14 protein-coding genes are annotated in these 14,849 nt (G+C 71.6%); 11 read left to right on the top strand and 3 right to left on the bottom strand.

Going from position 1 to position 14,849, the window contains the following annotated elements:
• Window positions 1-62 precede the first annotated feature (62 nt).
• The 3 genes from ACWCXB_RS23090 (at window position 63) to ACWCXB_RS23100 (ending at window position 3,081) form a co-directional block, all read left to right on the top strand.
• Window positions 63-1,424 carry an aminotransferase class III-fold pyridoxal phosphate-dependent enzyme gene (locus ACWCXB_RS23090; protein ID WP_450725355.1) on the top strand — a complete coding sequence of 454 codons (1,362 nt, stop codon included), beginning with the start codon at window positions 63-65 and terminating at the stop codon, window positions 1,422-1,424.
• Between the two features lie 212 nt (window positions 1,425-1,636).
• The gene (locus ACWCXB_RS23095; RefSeq protein WP_450725356.1) at window positions 1,637-2,317 is read left to right on the top strand and encodes a GntR family transcriptional regulator; all 681 of its coding nucleotides are present in this window, start codon (window positions 1,637-1,639) and stop codon (window positions 2,315-2,317) included.
• 113 nt (window positions 2,318-2,430) lie between these two features.
• Entirely contained in the window at window positions 2,431-3,081 is a 651-nt protein-coding gene (locus tag ACWCXB_RS23100; RefSeq protein ID WP_450725357.1) for a hypothetical protein, read from the top strand.
• An 83-nt stretch (window positions 3,082-3,164) separates the two neighbouring features.
• Here ACWCXB_RS23100 and ACWCXB_RS23105 read toward each other — a convergent pair whose 3' ends face one another.
• Window positions 3,165-3,926, bottom strand: a complete 762-nt coding sequence (locus ACWCXB_RS23105; RefSeq protein ID WP_450725358.1) for an SLATT domain-containing protein — start codon at window positions 3,924-3,926, stop codon at window positions 3,165-3,167.
• A gap of 312 nt (window positions 3,927-4,238) precedes the next feature.
• Between ACWCXB_RS23105 and ACWCXB_RS23110 the strand changes: the two genes are divergently transcribed.
• The 8 genes from ACWCXB_RS23110 (at window position 4,239) to ACWCXB_RS23145 (ending at window position 11,842) form a co-directional block, all read left to right on the top strand.
• Window positions 4,239-4,589, top strand: coding sequence for a YbaB/EbfC family nucleoid-associated protein (locus ACWCXB_RS23110; RefSeq protein ID WP_450725359.1), 351 nt, complete (start codon window positions 4,239-4,241; stop codon window positions 4,587-4,589).
• Between the two features lie 104 nt (window positions 4,590-4,693).
• Entirely contained in the window at window positions 4,694-5,293 is a 600-nt protein-coding gene (gene recR, locus ACWCXB_RS23115; RefSeq protein WP_450725360.1) for a recombination mediator RecR, read from the top strand.
• Window positions 5,286-5,954, top strand: a complete 669-nt coding sequence (locus ACWCXB_RS23120) for a DUF5063 domain-containing protein (protein WP_450725361.1) — start codon at window positions 5,286-5,288, stop codon at window positions 5,952-5,954. Before recR ends, ACWCXB_RS23120 begins: the two co-directional genes overlap by 8 nt.
• Before the next feature lie 216 nt (window positions 5,955-6,170).
• Window positions 6,171-6,905, top strand: a complete 735-nt coding sequence (locus tag ACWCXB_RS23125) for a hypothetical protein (protein ID WP_450725362.1) — start codon at window positions 6,171-6,173, stop codon at window positions 6,903-6,905.
• 264 nt (window positions 6,906-7,169) lie between these two features.
• Complete coding sequence (locus ACWCXB_RS23130) at window positions 7,170-8,441, top strand: aspartate kinase (protein WP_450725363.1); 1,272 nt, start codon at window positions 7,170-7,172, stop codon at window positions 8,439-8,441.
• Between the two features lie 31 nt (window positions 8,442-8,472).
• Window positions 8,473-9,543, top strand: a complete 1,071-nt coding sequence (locus ACWCXB_RS23135) for an aspartate-semialdehyde dehydrogenase (RefSeq protein WP_450725364.1) — start codon at window positions 8,473-8,475, stop codon at window positions 9,541-9,543.
• Window positions 9,544-9,821: 278 nt separating this feature from the next.
• Window positions 9,822-10,535, top strand: a complete 714-nt coding sequence (locus ACWCXB_RS23140; protein WP_450725365.1) for a SigE family RNA polymerase sigma factor — start codon at window positions 9,822-9,824, stop codon at window positions 10,533-10,535.
• A gap of 119 nt (window positions 10,536-10,654) precedes the next feature.
• Window positions 10,655-11,842, top strand: coding sequence for a hypothetical protein (locus tag ACWCXB_RS23145; protein WP_450725366.1), 1,188 nt, complete (start codon window positions 10,655-10,657; stop codon window positions 11,840-11,842).
• A 192-nt stretch (window positions 11,843-12,034) separates the two neighbouring features.
• Here the strand turns inward: ACWCXB_RS23145 and ACWCXB_RS23150 are convergent, their stop codons facing one another.
• Both ACWCXB_RS23150 and ACWCXB_RS23155 read right to left on the bottom strand, forming a co-directional pair.
• A complete protein-coding gene (locus ACWCXB_RS23150) occupies window positions 12,035-12,784 on the bottom strand; it encodes an SURF1 family protein (RefSeq protein WP_450725367.1) in 750 nt (249 codons plus the stop codon).
• Between the two features lie 26 nt (window positions 12,785-12,810).
• Window positions 12,811-14,664, bottom strand: a complete 1,854-nt coding sequence (locus tag ACWCXB_RS23155) for a prolyl oligopeptidase family serine peptidase (protein WP_450725368.1) — start codon at window positions 14,662-14,664, stop codon at window positions 12,811-12,813.
• Window positions 14,665-14,849 lie beyond the last annotated feature (185 nt).

A 14,849-nucleotide genomic window follows, 5' to 3' on the forward strand; every position in this document is an offset into this window, starting at 1 on the left:
TGGCCGAGGCCATACAAGGTGGCCATGTCGGCCCCCACCTGCGCGTCCTTAACCTGTTCGGCATGACCCCTCATGTCGAACCCGATCCGCAGACCGGCGCGGCAGTCAAGGCCGCCGACCGTGCGCACGTCTTCCACTCATGGTCCGCCCAAGGCCTGATCGACCCGCTCGCCGTCGCCGGCGCCGAGGGTTCGTACTTCTGGGACTACGACGGAAACCGCTACCTCGACTTCACCAGCGGCCTCGTCTACACCAACATCGGCTACCAGCACCCGAAGGTCGTCGCCGCGATCCAGGAGCAGGCCGGCCGCCTCGCCACCTTCGCGCCCGCGTTCGCCATCGACGTACGCTCCGAGGCCGCACGCCTCATCGCCGAGCGCACCCCCGGCGACCTCGACAAGATCTTCTTCACCAACGGCGGCGCCGAGGCCGTCGAGAACGCCGTCCGCATGGCCCGGCTGCACACGGGCCGTACGAAGGTGCTCTCCGCCTACCGCTCGTACCACGGCGCCACCTCCACCGCGATCAACCTGACCGGCGACCCGCGCCGCTGGGCCTCCGACACCGCGTCCGCCGGCGTCGTCCACTTCTGGGCGCCCTTCCTCTACCGCTCGCCCTTCTACGCCACGACCGAGGCCGAGGAGTGCGCGCGGGCCCTCCAGCACCTGGAGGACACGATCGCGTTCGAGGGTCCCGCGACCATCGCCGCGATCATCCTGGAGACCGTCCCCGGCACCGCCGGCATCATGACCCCGCCGCCCGGCTACCTCGCGGGCGTCCGCGAGATCTGCGACCGGTACGGCATCGTCTTCGTCCTCGACGAGGTCATGGCGGGCTTCGGGCGCACCGGCAAGTGGTTCGCCGCCGAACACTTCGACGTCGTGCCCGACCTGATGACCTTCGCGAAGGGCGTCAACTCGGGGTACGTGCCGCTCGGCGGCGTCGCCATCTCGGCCGAGATAGCGGCGACCTTCGACAAGCGGCCGTACCCGGGCGGGCTCACGTACTCCGGCCACCCGCTGGCCTGCGCCGCCGCCATCGCCACGATCCGGGTGATGGAGGACGAGAAGGTCGTCGAGCACGCCGCCCACATCGGCGAGACCGTCCTCGGCCCCGGACTGCGCGAGCTCGCCGAGCGCCACCCGTCGGTCGGCGAGGTGCGCGGCCTGGGCGCCTTCTGGGCCCTCGACCTCGTGCGGAACGAGGAGACGCGCGAGCCGCTCGTCCCGTACAACGCGGTGGGCGAGGCGAACGCCCCGATGGCGGCCTTCGGCGCGGCGTGCAAGAAGAACGGCCTCTGGCCCTTCATCAACATGAACCGCACCCATGCCGTGCCCGCCTGCAATGTCACGGAGGCCGAGGCCAAGGAGGGTCTCGCGGCCCTCGACGCGGCGCTGGCCGTGGCCGACGAGCACGTGGCGTAGGCCCCGATGAGCCGTGGCGTGGGCCCCGGCGAGTACGGGGCGCAAACCGCGACGAGCACGTGGCGTGGGCCCCGGCGAGCACGTGGCGTGAGCCGCGACGGGCGCGCGGTGTGAGCCCTGACGAGCAAGTGGCATAGACCTCATCCACAGGCCGTCAAATGCCCCCTCCTACTGGCTTAAGGTGTCCGGAACCGGACGGAGGGGGCCACATCATGCCCGCGAGCGGAACTGTGACCCGCAACACCCTGCGGCAGCAGATCGCCGACGCGCTGCGTGACGAGGTCCTCGCGGGGCGTCTGCGGCCCGGCCAGGAATTCACGGTGAAGGAGATCGCCGCCACGTACGGGGTGTCCGCGACCCCCGTCAGGGAGGCGCTCGTCGATCTCACGGCGCAGGGGCTGCTCGACTCCAACCAGCACCGCGGCTTCCAGGTCCACTGTTTCTCGGTGGAGGACTACCGGGGGATGGTCGAGGCCCGCTCGCTGATCGTGGACGGCATCTTCCGCACCGACGGCGCCCCGCGCGCCACCCCGGCGCACGGCCCGGCCCTGGTGTCCGTACGCCGCCGGGCCGAGGAGGCGTCGCGGGCCGCCCGCTGCGGTGAGCTGGACGTCCTGATCGGCTACGACCTGCGGTTCTGGCGGGAGCTCGGGTCCCTCGTCACGAACCCCTACATCGCCGAGTTCCTGCACCGGCTGCGCATGCAGTCCTGGGCGTTCGCCGTGCCGCATCTGCGCGCCGAGCCCGATCTCAAGACCTGGCTGTGGAGCGGCCACGAGGAGCTCGTGGCCGCGATCACCCTCGGCGACGGCGTCACGGCGCGCGCCGTGATCGTGGCGCACCACGAGCACGCCCTGCGGTGGGCGGACCGGCTGGAGCGGCGGGCTGCGTGACCGCGGGCGCGGGCCTCGCTCCCGACTGCTGACTGTGCGGGTCGTCCGGGTGGCACTACGCTGTCCCGACCATCGCACAAACCTGCACGACTCCGATGGAGAGCGAGCCCGTCTTGGCCTGTGACCTGTGGCTGGTCCCCCTCGTCGATGTGCTGTGCCACAGCCCCGACAATCCGTTCGCCGAAGAGATCGCGTCGTACGACAAGGCCCTCACCGAGGCCGGTCTGCCCACCATTCCCGTCTTCGCCTACATGCCGGGCCTGTCCGGCGATGTCGCGCCCGTCGCGGGCTTCGACTACGACGCCCTGCACTTCCTGCGCCGGGCGTATCTGCTCCAGCTCTGCCGCCTGCCGGTGACGCCGGTCGACGAACTGGGCGGCGACTACGAGCAGCTGCTGGAGATGTTCGAGTCGACGGCCCAGCAGTCGCATCTGGTCTGGCACTACGACCACGCGGGCGCGTACGTGCCCGTCGACTTCCAGGCCCCTCTCTCGAACGAGGAACTCCTCGCGGGCGGCGGTCCGTTGGGCTCCTCCCAGGGCCTCCTGCGCGAACTCGAGTTCGTGGCCCCCGTGATCGGCATCGATCCCGCCAACCCCCCGTCCGCACCGGCTCCTCCCGTCCGCCCCACCTCCCTGGAGGAGCCGGCGGGCCCGATCCCGTACGACGAGAGCCCGTTCGCCCGCGAGCGCCATGTCTGGCTGGGTCTGCACGCTGCGGCGACCCGCAGCCTTGGCCAGGGCTCCATGGTCATCTTCAGCTGACCGCTGCACCGCAGAGGTGGACGGGCTCCGTGCGGGCCCGTCCGCCGCAGGCGACCAGGCCCTGTCCGGCCGATCTTGCCGGCCTAGCGCGGCTCCGGGGGGCGCTGGCGGGGCATGTTGGGGCGGGTCGGCGGGGGGAAGGGGAAGCGGCCTGCGGGGTGGCCCGTCTCCGGGCGGGCCGGCGGCGACGCCAGCGACTGCATGACCAGGGGCGCCGGGCCCGACCGGAACTCGACCATCCAGTCCGCCGTCTCAGCCCGTACGAGCTCGGTGATGTCCTCCGAGAAGCGCCGCAGCACCCCGAGGCAACGCTCGGCCGCCTCGCTCGCCGTCCCCTCGGTCGGGCCGAGCACCTCGCGGACGCTCTCCGACGCCCAGTCGAACTGGAGGGCCTGGAGGCGGCGCTGCACCGCCTGGGCCGTGGCGACGCCCCTGATCCAGCCGGACGTCAGCCCGAAGTACCGGTCGCAGGCGAGGCAGGCCGCGCCCAGCAGCAGCGAGAGATAGCCCCAGCCCGCGGCGCCCGACAGCACGTCCGTCAGGTCGAGGAGCGGCAGCGCGGCGCCCGCGACGCCCCCCACGGCCGTACCGACGCGCAGCGCGCGGGCCCAGCGGCGCTTGCGGGCGCGATCGGAGAGGTACCACTCCGCCGTCCGCAGCGCGTTCGTCTCGACCCAGCGGTACAGCTCGTCGAGGCGCTCCGCCGGCTCGCCCCAGTCCCCGAGCGGGAACGGCCGTCCTGTCAGGTCGCCCTGTGTCGCGTCCCGGTCCGGGGCGTCCCCGTTCCGAGAGACCCCGCTCTCTTCCCGGGCCGACCCCCCAGGCTGCATCTCCGGCTGACTCACCGGGGCACTCCTCTGCGCTCTACGCGACTGCTGTGCGTGACTGCCGTGCGTGACTACGTACGTAACCCTGCTAACCCTGCGTGACGTGCGATGCGCGCGTGGGTTCTGGTGCGCAGGGTCTTCCTACCGCCGAATGGTGGGCCGCGGAGGCGAAATCCCGGTATTTCCGCCCGCAAGAGGGTCCCTCTCAGGTAGGGGGAAGGCGGTCGCTCTCACTCGAAAGAGTTGGTGCCGAGTGGGCGGGGCGAGGCGCCCCATGACCACGTAGGCTCGGTTTACCGAACATTCGTCGTCGAAATGCCAGGAGTGACCGTGATTCCCGGTGGTGGTCAGCCCAATATGCAGCAGTTGCTTCAGCAGGCCCAGAAGATGCAGCAGGACCTCGCCCGGGCGCAGGAGGAGCTGGCGGCGACCGAGGTCGACGGCCAGGCGGGCGGCGGTCTCGTCAAGGCGACCGTCACCGGCTCGGGAGAGCTGCGCGCACTCGTCATCGACCCCAAGGCGGTGGACCCGGAGGACACCGAGACCCTCGCCGATCTCGTCGTCGCCGCCGTCCAGGCCGCGAACGAGAACGCGCAGCAGCTGCAGCAGGAGAAGCTCGGCCCGCTCGCCCAGGGCCTGGGCGGTGCCGGCGGCAGCGGGATCCCGGGTCTGCCCTTCTGACCGTCCGCTCTCCGACGGGTCCGCCCCATCTCGGGTCTGCCCTATCGAAGGCGCACCGGCAGCTACTACCGTAACCAGCGAAGCAATCCCAGAAAGGCGTTCCGTTGTACGAAGGCGTGGTTCAGGACCTCATCGACGAACTGGGCAGGCTGCCCGGCGTCGGTCCCAAGAGCGCGCAGCGGATCGCCTTCCACATCCTCCAGGCCGAACCGACCGATGTCCGCCGCCTCGCCCACGCCCTCCTCGAGGTGAAGGACAAGGTCCGCTTCTGCGCCGTGTGCGGCAACGTCGCGCAGCAGGAGCAGTGCAACATCTGCCGGGACACGCGCCGCGACCCGGCGGTCATCTGCGTGGTCGAGGAGCCCAAGGACGTCGTGGCGGTCGAGCGGACGCGTGAGTTCCGCGGCCGGTACCACGTCCTGGGCGGCGCGATCAGCCCGATCGAAGGTGTCGGCCCGGACGACCTGCGGATCCGCGAACTGCTCGCGCGGCTCGCGGACGGTGCGGTCACCGAGCTGATCCTGGCGACCGACCCCAATCTCGAGGGCGAGGCCACCGCCACGTACCTGGCGCGCATGATCAAGCCCATGGGGCTGAAGGTGACGCGCCTCGCCAGCGGACTTCCCGTTGGCGGCGATCTGGAATACGCCGACGAGGTCACGCTCGGGCGTGCCTTCGAGGGGAGACGACTTCTCGATGTCTGACGCAACGCTCCACTCCGCCAAGCAGGACCCGGACGACTTCGCGGTCCAGATCGCCGACTCGATCGAGAGCTTCATCGTGGCCACCACGGAAGTGGCGAGGGGCGACGAGCCCGACAGCGCGGTGCCCTTCCTGCTCCTGGAGGTCTCCCAGCTGCTGCTCGCGGGCGGCCGGCTGGGCGCACACGAGGACATCGTCCCCGAGGAGCGGTACGAGGTGGACACGGGCCCGGACCTGGAGGTCGACGAGCTGCGCGAGCGGTTCGCGGCCCTGCTCGACCCGGTCGACGTCTTCTCGGAGGTCTTCGACCCGTACGAGCCCCGCAAGGCACCGGTCCCGTGCCGGATCTCCGACAACCTCGCGGACATCGTCACCGACCTCGGCCACGGCCTGGCCCACTACCGGGCCGGTCGCACCACGGAGGCGCTGTGGTGGTGGCAGTTCTCCTACTTCTCCAACTGGGGCCCCACCGCGTCCGCGACGCTGCGCGCCCTCCAGTCCCTCGTCTCCCACGTCCGTCTCGACCAGCCCCTCCAGGAGCTGGACGGCCTGGACACGGACGAGGACCTTCCGGAGGACGACCTCGCGGAGGAGGCGGGGCGCGTGATGGCGGAGGAGATCGCGGGGCCGCTGGGGCTCGGACGGGCCAGGCCGGTGCACTGACCCCGCGCGCGTCGAGCGCGTGCCGACCTCGTGTCGAGCGCGCGCCGACATCGCGTCGGACGCACGTCGACCGTGCGTCGACCGCGCGCTGTCCCCTCGTCGAGCGCGCGTCGGCGCGGCTGTAGCGGAAGTGAGATCTCCGCGTGGTCCTGTCCTGCCTGCCGCACTGCTACGTTGACGGCCCTTCGACCCTACGGGCCTGCGGGAGCGGACCACGTGAGACGTACGCCCCTGCCCACCGCCGCCGTCGTCTTCCTGGCGGCGGCACTGCTGACGGCCTGCGGCCCGACGACGGACGACGCGGCCCCGTCGAAGGCCACCGCCTCGCCGTCCGCGGCCACGACTTCCGCGCTGCCGCTCCCGGCGTCCCTGCCGCCGTCACCGGCGTCGACGACGCCGGCCACGGAAACCTCCGCACCGGCCGGGCCGTCGTCGACGGCCACGGCCTCCAAGCCCGCCGGTAAGCCGTCAACTCCCGCTCGGCCGACGGTCGTCGGCATGTACGCCTCCACCGCCGGCGGCCGCATCGACCTCGTACGGGGCGGCGCCGCCAAGGAGTTCACGGTCCACGTCCACAACGGCAACACCCGCGCCTACAGCGAGATCGCCGTGGACTTCCAGATGGAGATCATGGAGAGCACGGGCGAAGGCCCGGCCCCTGCGCAGAACGGGTTCGTCCTCGAACGCCGCAACCCCGCCACCGGCCGCTGGACCCCCGTCGAACTCCGCGTCGCCAACGACGTCCAGCCCCACTGGCTCACCCCCGCCGGCACCCCGCTCGCCCGCGACGCCGCCCGCGTCGAACGCTTCCGCCTGCGCGCCGTCGCCAAGGGGCCGACCGGCTCCACGCCGCTCATGATCAAGCTGGTGGACACGGCCGCCCCGCAGGACGCGTCGTTCGAGACCGCTTTCCCGGCCCGTACGTCCCTGATGGTCGGCGCGAAGGGCTGAACCGAGGCTCCGCCGTCGCGATCCGCGACCGTTACGGCCGCGGCGTGAGGGACGCCACATTCCGCGTACCCGCACCGACCCCGGGCAGGCACCAGCCCGAGCGGCCAGGAGCGCCCCGCCCCGTGCGGGCCGCCACCCGGGCGGATGATCACGTCGTGAGCGGGACATCTCACGATGCGATACACCGAGGGCGTTCCCGGCCCGCTCGTTAAACTGAGCCGACCGCAGAAAACAACTGCGGCGAAGACCGAGCGAGGAGCGCACGTGGGCCTTGTCGTGCAGAAGTACGGAGGTTCCTCCGTTGCCGATGCCGAAGGCATCAAGCGCGTCGCCAAGCGAATCGTCGATGCCAAGAAGAACGGCCACCAGGTGGTCGTCGTGGTCTCGGCGATGGGCGACACGACGGACGAGCTGATCGATCTCGCCGAGCAGGTATCCCCGATCCCTGCCGGGCGGGAGTTCGACATGCTGCTGACCGCCGGAGAGCGGATCTCCATGGCCCTGCTGGCGATGGCGATCAAAAACCTGGGCCACGAGGCCCAGTCGTTCACCGGCAGCCAGGCAGGCGTCATCACCGACTCGGTCCACAACAAAGCGCGCATCATCGATGTCACGCCGGGCCGGATCCGGACGGCGCTGGACGAGGGCAACATCGCCATCGTCGCCGGCTTCCAGGGCGTGTCCCAGGACAAGAAGGACATCACCACCCTCGGCCGCGGCGGCTCCGACACCACCGCCGTCGCGCTGGCCGCCGCGCTGGACGCCGAGGTCTGTGAGATCTACACCGATGTGGACGGTGTCTTCACCGCCGACCCGCGGGTCGTGAAGAAGGCCCGCAAGATCGACTGGATCTCCTTCGAGGACATGCTGGAGCTCGCGAGCTCCGGCTCCAAGGTGCTGCTGCACCGCTGCGTCGAGTACGCACGCCGTTACAACATCCCGATCCACGTCCGCTCGTCCTTCTCGGGGCTGCGGGGCACCTGGGTCAGCAACGAACCGCAAGGGGACCGCAAGGTGGAGCAGGCCATCATCTCCGGTGTCGCCCACGACACCTCCGAGGCGAAGATCACCGTCGTCGGCGTGCCGGACAAGCCGGGCGAGGCCGCCGCGATCTTCCGCACCATCGCGGACAACGACATCAACATCGACATGGTGGTGCAGAACGTATCCGCCGCGTCCACGGGCCTCACCGACATCTCCTTCACGCTCCCGAAGACCGAGGGGCGGAAGGCGATCGACGCGCTGGAGAAGACCAAGACCGCCATCGGCTTCGAGTCGCTCCGCTACGACGACCAGATCGCCAAGATTTCCCTGGTCGGCGCGGGCATGAAGACCAACCCGGGCGTGACGGCCTCGTTCTTCGAGGCGCTCTCGGACGCCGGCGTGAACATCGAGCTGATCTCCACCTCCGAGATCCGCATCTCGGTCGTCACGCGCGCGGACGACGTCAAGGAGGCCGTCCAGGCCGTCCACACCGCCTTCGGCCTGGACAGTGACTCCGACGAGGCCGTCGTCTACGGAGGCACCGGCCGGTGACGGCGGAGCGCCGGACCCCGGCGGGCGCACGATGAACGGCAAGCCGGCGCTCGCGGTCGTCGGCGCGACCGGGGCGGTCGGCGCGGTGATGCTCCAGATCCTGTCGCAGCACGCCGACGTCTGGGGCGAGATACGCCTCGTCGCCTCGTCGCGCTCGGCCGGCCGCAAGCTGGCCGTGCGCGGCGAGGAGACCGAGGTCGTCGCGCTCTCCGAGGAGGCGCTGACGGGCATCGACGTCGCGCTGTTCCTGGTGCCGGCCGACGTGGCCGCCCAGTGGGCACCGATCGCCGCCGCCAAGGGCGCGGTCGTGGTGGACAATTCGGCGGCTTTCCGGCTTGACCCGGATGTTCCGCTCGTCGTGCCCGAGATCAATCCGCATGCCGTGCGGGTCCGTCCGCGCGGCATCGTCGCGAGCCCTGGCTGCACCACGCTCGCCATGATCGTCGCGATCGGCGCGCTCCACGCCGAGTTCGGCCTGGACGAACTGGTCGTCTCCGCGTACCAGGCCGTCAGCGTGGCCGGGCTCGACGGCGTCGACGCGCTGCGCGCGCAGCTCGCGCTGGTCGCGGATACGGAACTGGGCACGACCCCCGGTGACGTACGCCGTGCCGTCGGCGACGGCACGGGCCCCTTCCCCGCCCCGATGGCGCTCAACGTGGTCCCGTGGGCCGGGGCGCTCGGCCAGGACGGCTGGTCCTCCGAGGAGCTCGCGATCCGGGCCGAGACCCGCAAGGTCCTCGCTCTGCCCGGACTCCGGGTCTCCGCGACCTGTGTGCGTGTGCCGGTGGTCACAACGCACTCGGTGTCGGTGCACGCCCGCTTCGAGCACGAGGTGAGCGTCGAGCGGGCCCACGAGATCCTCGCGACCTCGCCGGGCGTGGTGCTTTTCGACGATCCGGCCGCGGGCGAATTCCCCACGCCCGCCGATGTGGTGGGGACCGATCCGACATGGGTGGGGCGGGTCCGGCGGTCCATGGACGACCCCCGGTCGCTCGAGCTCTTCGTGTGCGGCGACAATCTCCGCAAGGGTGCCGCGCTGAACACCGCCCAGATCGCCGAAGCCATCGCCGGGGCCCTTGCCGGGGTCGTCGCGGAATTCTGAGCGCCGGACTTCGTAGATCTTTGTAGGATCTGTGAACACCCTGTGGTCAAGTCGCTTGCATGTACCACTTGAACTGGGGTGATGGCATGTTCGACGATGATTTCCCGCCATCCTGCAACCAGCGGTCGGGCGGGAGGCGTCTTTGCGGTCGCCCCTTCACGGTGCCGCGATAAATGGGGCATTGGGGAAGAGCGGGTACGCATGAGGGCATACGGTGCGCGGTCAAAAGCCGTGGCGCACGCGTACAACCCTGACGGGGGGAAACGTGTCCAACAGGCGTGGCAGAGGTACTCGACATCACAGCGGTGGTCCCGGTCCGCATCGGTGCGGCCGGACTTCCGGTGCGCGCCGTCGGCGTGGCACCGGTGCGCGGCGCTGCGGTGCGACCGCTCCGGCGGCCCCGCACGCCCGGCGGCATGCCGGTGATCGCCCCCATGCCGTCCGCGCGTAACACCCGCATTCCGTCCCAGCGCCAAGGCGCTGACGACGCGACGGCCGCGGGTACGACCGTCGACCACCTCACCGAGACCTACCGCGCCCACTACCGGTCGCTGCTCGGTCTCGCGGCTCTGCTGCTCGACGACACCGCGTCCTGCGAGGACGTCGTCCAGGAGGCCTTCATCCGTGTCCACTCGGCGCGCAGCCGTGTCCGGGACCCGGAGAAGACCCTGGCGTACCTCCGCCAGACCGTCGTCAATCTGTCGCGCTCCGCGCTGCGCCGCCGGATCCTCGGGCTGAAGCTGCTCTCCAAGCCGATGCCCGACATGGCGAGCGCCGAAGAGGGCGCATACGACCAGCTGGAGCGCGACGCGCTGATCAAGGCGATGCGCGGGCTCCAGCGACGCCAGCGAGAGGTCCTGGTCCTGCGGTACTTCGCGGACATGACGGAGGCTCAGGTCGCCGAGACGCTGGGCATCTCGCTGGGCTCGGTGAAGGCGTACGGCTCGCGCGGCATTGCGGCGCTGCGCGTTGCCATGGGGGCTTCGGCATGAACAGGCATGAGCACGGACACGAACTTGGGCCGGATCGCGAGCCCAGGCACGATCGTGAGTACGAAACTGAGCTGTACGGGCCGGACGGGCCGTTGAACGACCGGACTGGGAACGGAATTGTGAACAACGGGCCGCTGGACGGGTTTCACGGCAAGCACGACAACCGGGATGAACGCGGCAAGCGGGATGAACGTGGCGTGCGTGAGGGCCACGACGGCCACGACGGCCACGACGGCCATGACGGCCACGACAGGCATGACCGCGGGCTCGGCGGCGACGTGCTGGGCGGCGACCCGCTGAGCGGCGACGCGCTCGCGGACGCGCTCGGCGGCGACGAGCTGGCCCTGCGGCGGCTGCTGCACAACGCCGTCGAGGACCTCGCACCGTCCGAGGGCGCCCTGGACCACCTCCGCAAGGCCGTGCCCGCGCGGCGCGCCCGTAAGCGCCAGGCCCTCGTCGGCATGGCCGCATCGGTGATCCTGCTCGGCACCGCCGTCCCCGCCTTCGTCCACGTCGCAAGCACCGGAGGTGTCTTCGACGGCAGCTCCGTCAATGCGGGACACGGTGAACAGGCCCAGGGCGGCACGGGCACCGAGGCGGAGGACGGGGGCGGGACGGGGGGCGACAGCCCCTCCGGCCAGGAGCCCGGCACCCCGGGCGATTCCGAGGAGTCGCAGAAGCCCGAGACGCCGGGCAGCGAAGCGTCGGACGCAACGCCCGGCGGCCCGGCAGATCCCGCCGAGAGCATCCCCGCCACGACGCCCACCTGCGAGGCCGGTCAGCTCGGCGTGGACGGGACGGAGGTCGGCGCGCCGGACTCCGAGGGCAAGGTGTACGGCACGTTCCGCATCTCCAACGTGTCCGGCACCGCCTGCGCCGTCACCGGCCCCGGTTCGGTCGCCGTCCGGGCGCAGGGCGCCGCCGATCCCGCGAAGATCAGCGTGGTCGAGCACGCGAAGGGCGACGCCGCGACCGGCCTGCCCGACCCGAGCGCCCAGGCCGGCGCGGTGCTCCTGGAGCCGTCGACGTCGTACGAGGTGAAGTTCGCGTTCGTTCCGTCGGAGACCTGTCCCGCGACCGGACCGTCGCCCGACCCGTCGCCCACGTCCGGCGGTTCGTCGGGCACGACCGACGGCACGGGATCGACCACCACCGAGACCCAGCTCGTCACGGCGGACGGCGGCACGGCGGACGGCAGCATCGAGGTCTCGCACACCCCGGAGGCCGGCGCCCCGGGCGCCGCGGCGACCATCCCCAACGCGTGCGCGGGCACGATCTACCGCACGAGCGTTCTGAACCCGTCCTAGACCCGGGGACTCCTGAAACCGGGACTCCTGGACCCGGGACTCCTGGACCCGGGGAAGGGCTCAGCGGCCCGTCATGGGTGGGGCCCGCCGGCAGCGCGTCCTGGGTGGGGAGGAGCCCGGAGCGGGCCGCGGACGACGCGGCTTGCTCCGCTGTTCGTGACCGGGACAGCTGCCCTGTATGCGCGTTACGGGTTACGCCGGGTCGAGGCCGAGCGCCTCGTCCTTCGCCGCCTCCGCCTCGCGCCGTACGAAGCGGAACCACATGAACAGCACGAACCCCGCGAAGGCGAACCACTCCAGCGTGTAGCCGAGGTTCTGGAAGGCCTTCAGATCGAGCGTGCTGCCCTGCGGCGCTGCGGCCGGCACCGGCCTCATACCGTCCGACGCGGTGGTGAGCGTGATCCACGCGTCGTACACGTCGTCCGGCACCAGATTGACCAGCGACGCCGCACTGATCATGCCCACCTGGCCGCGCGGCAGCCCGCCCGCCGTGTTCACCCCGTCGGTGCTCGACGTCTCCGACGCCTGCAGGGCACCGGTCACCGTCACCTCACCGGCGGGCGCGGCGGGCGCCGTCGCCCCGGCGGGCAGCCAGCCCCGGACGACGGGCAGCACCTTGCCGCTGTCGGTGCGCAGCAGCGTCAGCACGTACGAACCGCGCTTCCCGTCCAGCCGGCGGTCCGGCACGAGGAACTGCTCCCCGTACCGCCCGCTCGCCGATGCCTGCCGGCCCGACGTCTCCTTGTCGACGGGCAGCAGCTCCTCGAGCGGTGCGGCGGCCTGCCTGCCTGGGTCGGGCCGCTCCTCGGCGGCCCGGTGGGTGGCGACGCGGTCCTCGAACCGGCCGAGCTGCCAGGTCCCCATGAAGACGCAGAAGGGGATGCTCAGCACGACGAAGACGTTGATCCCCCACCAGCGGGGAGTCAGCAGGAACCGGTACACCCCTCCACGGTACGGAACGCCCCCCTTTACTCCTCCTCCGGGGCTCCCCCTCCCTTCAGATGCCTCTCGGCGAAGGCCAGCTCCAGCCGCACCTGCTTGATCCGCTCCTCCACCACGAGCGAGCCGTGCCCCGCGTCGTACCGGTACACCTCGTGGACCGCGCCACGGGCCGCGAGCCGGTCCACATAGTTCTCCACCTGACGGATCGGGCAGCGCGGGTCGTTGACCCCGGCCGAGATGTAGACCGGCGCCTTCACCGCGTCCACGTACGTCAGCGGCGACGACGCCGCGTACCGCTCGGGCACCTCCTCCGGCGTGCCGCCCAGCAGGGTGCGGTCCATCGCCTTCAGGGCCTCCATCTCGTCGTGGTACGCCGTGACGTAGTCCGCGACCGGCACCGCGGCCAGGCCGAGCGCCCACGCGTCCGGCTGGGTGCCGAGCCCCAGCAGGGTCAGATAGCCGCCCCATGAGCCGCCCGCCAGGACCAGCTTGGCCGGGTCGGCGAGCCCGGAGGCCACGGCCCACTCGCGGACCGCCGCGATGTCCTCCAGCTCGATCAGCCCGACCCGGTGCTTGAGCGCGTCCGTCCACTCCCGCCCGTACCCCGTCGAGCCCCGGTAGTTGACCCGAACCACCGCATAGCCGTGGTCGACCCAGGCCGCGGGACCGGCCGCGAAGGCGTCGCTGTCGTGCCAGGTCGGGCCGCCGTGGATCTCGAAGACCGTCGGGAACGGGCCCTCGCCCTCCGGGCGCTGCACCAGCGCGTGGACACGCCCCCCGGGCCCGTCCACCCACGCGTCCTCCACGCCCACGGATCCGGGCGCCGCCATCCCCGGAGGGTCCAGCACCTCCCGTCCCGCCGTGGAGCGGACCTTCGGCGGGTGCGCGGCGGACGACCACAGATACTCCACGGTCCCGTCCGGCCGGGCCGAAGCGCCCGAGACAGTCCCGGCCGGGGTCTCCACCCGGGTCAGCTCACGCATCACCGGGTCGAAGCGCCACAGCTCGCTCCGTGCCTCGAAGCTGTGCGCGATCAGCAGGGCCGAGCCGTCCGGATACCACTCGGCGCTCACATCGCCGGGCAGGTCGATCGCCAGGTCGGTCTCCTCGCCCGACGCCACGTCCCACAGCATGGGCTCCCAGCGGCCGCGTCGCTGGTGGCCCACCAGCAGCCGGGTGTCCCCGTCCACAGGGGCGAAGCCGAGGACTTCCAGGCCCAGCTCGACCGAGCCGCCCTTGGTGTCGTCCAGCTCGGCCACCGTCGCCCCGTCGAGCCGGACGACGCGGAGCGCCGAGTGCATCGCGTCGCCGTGCTCCGTGTGCTCGATCGCGATCAGCGCGCCGTCGTGCGAGAGGTCACCGACGCCGGCCGACTCCCGGTGCCGGTAGATCTCGACCGGGTCCGCCCCCGGCCGCACGACATGGATCGTCGTCCCGTCCTCGTCCGTCGAGCGGCCCACCACCGCCGTGCCGTCCCGCCCGAGCGCCAGCCCCGCCCCGTACGAGGCATCCAGCCCGGGCGCCGCGGGCTCGTCGGTGCCGCCGCCGAAGGGCTGGCGCATCCAGACCCCGAACTCGTCCCCGTCCCGGTCCGAGAACCACCAGATCCACTCGCCGTCGGGGGTGAGCACGCCGTCCGTCGTCCCGTTCGCCCGGTCGGTCACCTGGCGCTGCTCGCCGGTCGCGCGGTCCCATGCGTACAGCTCGTACGTCCCCGTCGCGTTCGACACGAAGAGCGAACGGTCCGGGGCGTCCTCCGCCCAGTCGGGCAGCGAGACGCGGGGTGCCCGGAAGCGCTGCTCCCAGGCGGGCATGCCCGCGGCGAAGTCCGCCGCGGAGCCCGAGGTGGAGTCCGTGGCGGACTCGGTGGTCTCAGTCATGCCCCCCATTCTGCGCTGCGCCGCCAACAATCCGTTCGCGTCGTCCGCAGCCTGTGGACAACCTCCGCGACATGTACTCCCCGGCCCCGGCCGGGACACGCTCTCGCGGTCCGCCGCGGCGCCTCCTCCGTCGGCGGCCTCGACTTCTCCGAACCGGCCGTCGACGCCGCCCGCTCCCTCGCCGC

It is taken from the genome of Streptomyces sp. NPDC001514, from assembly GCF_053597075.1.

What these genes read in the sequence shown, in the direction of transcription:
- ACWCXB_RS23090 (WP_450725355.1), top strand. Translation starts at nt 63, where the DNA reads ATGACCCCTCATGTCGAACCCGATCCGCAGACCGGCGCGGCAGTCAAG.
- ACWCXB_RS23095 (WP_450725356.1), top strand. Translation starts at nt 1,637, where the DNA reads ATGCCCGCGAGCGGAACTGTGACCCGCAACACCCTGCGGCAGCAGATC.
- ACWCXB_RS23155 (WP_450725368.1), bottom strand. Translation starts at nt 14,664, where the DNA reads ATGACTGAGACCACCGAGTCCGCCACGGACTCCACCTCGGGCTCCGCG.
- ACWCXB_RS23120 (WP_450725361.1), top strand. Translation starts at nt 5,286, where the DNA reads ATGTCTGACGCAACGCTCCACTCCGCCAAGCAGGACCCGGACGACTTC.
- ACWCXB_RS23135 (WP_450725364.1), top strand. Translation starts at nt 8,473, where the DNA reads ATGAACGGCAAGCCGGCGCTCGCGGTCGTCGGCGCGACCGGGGCGGTC.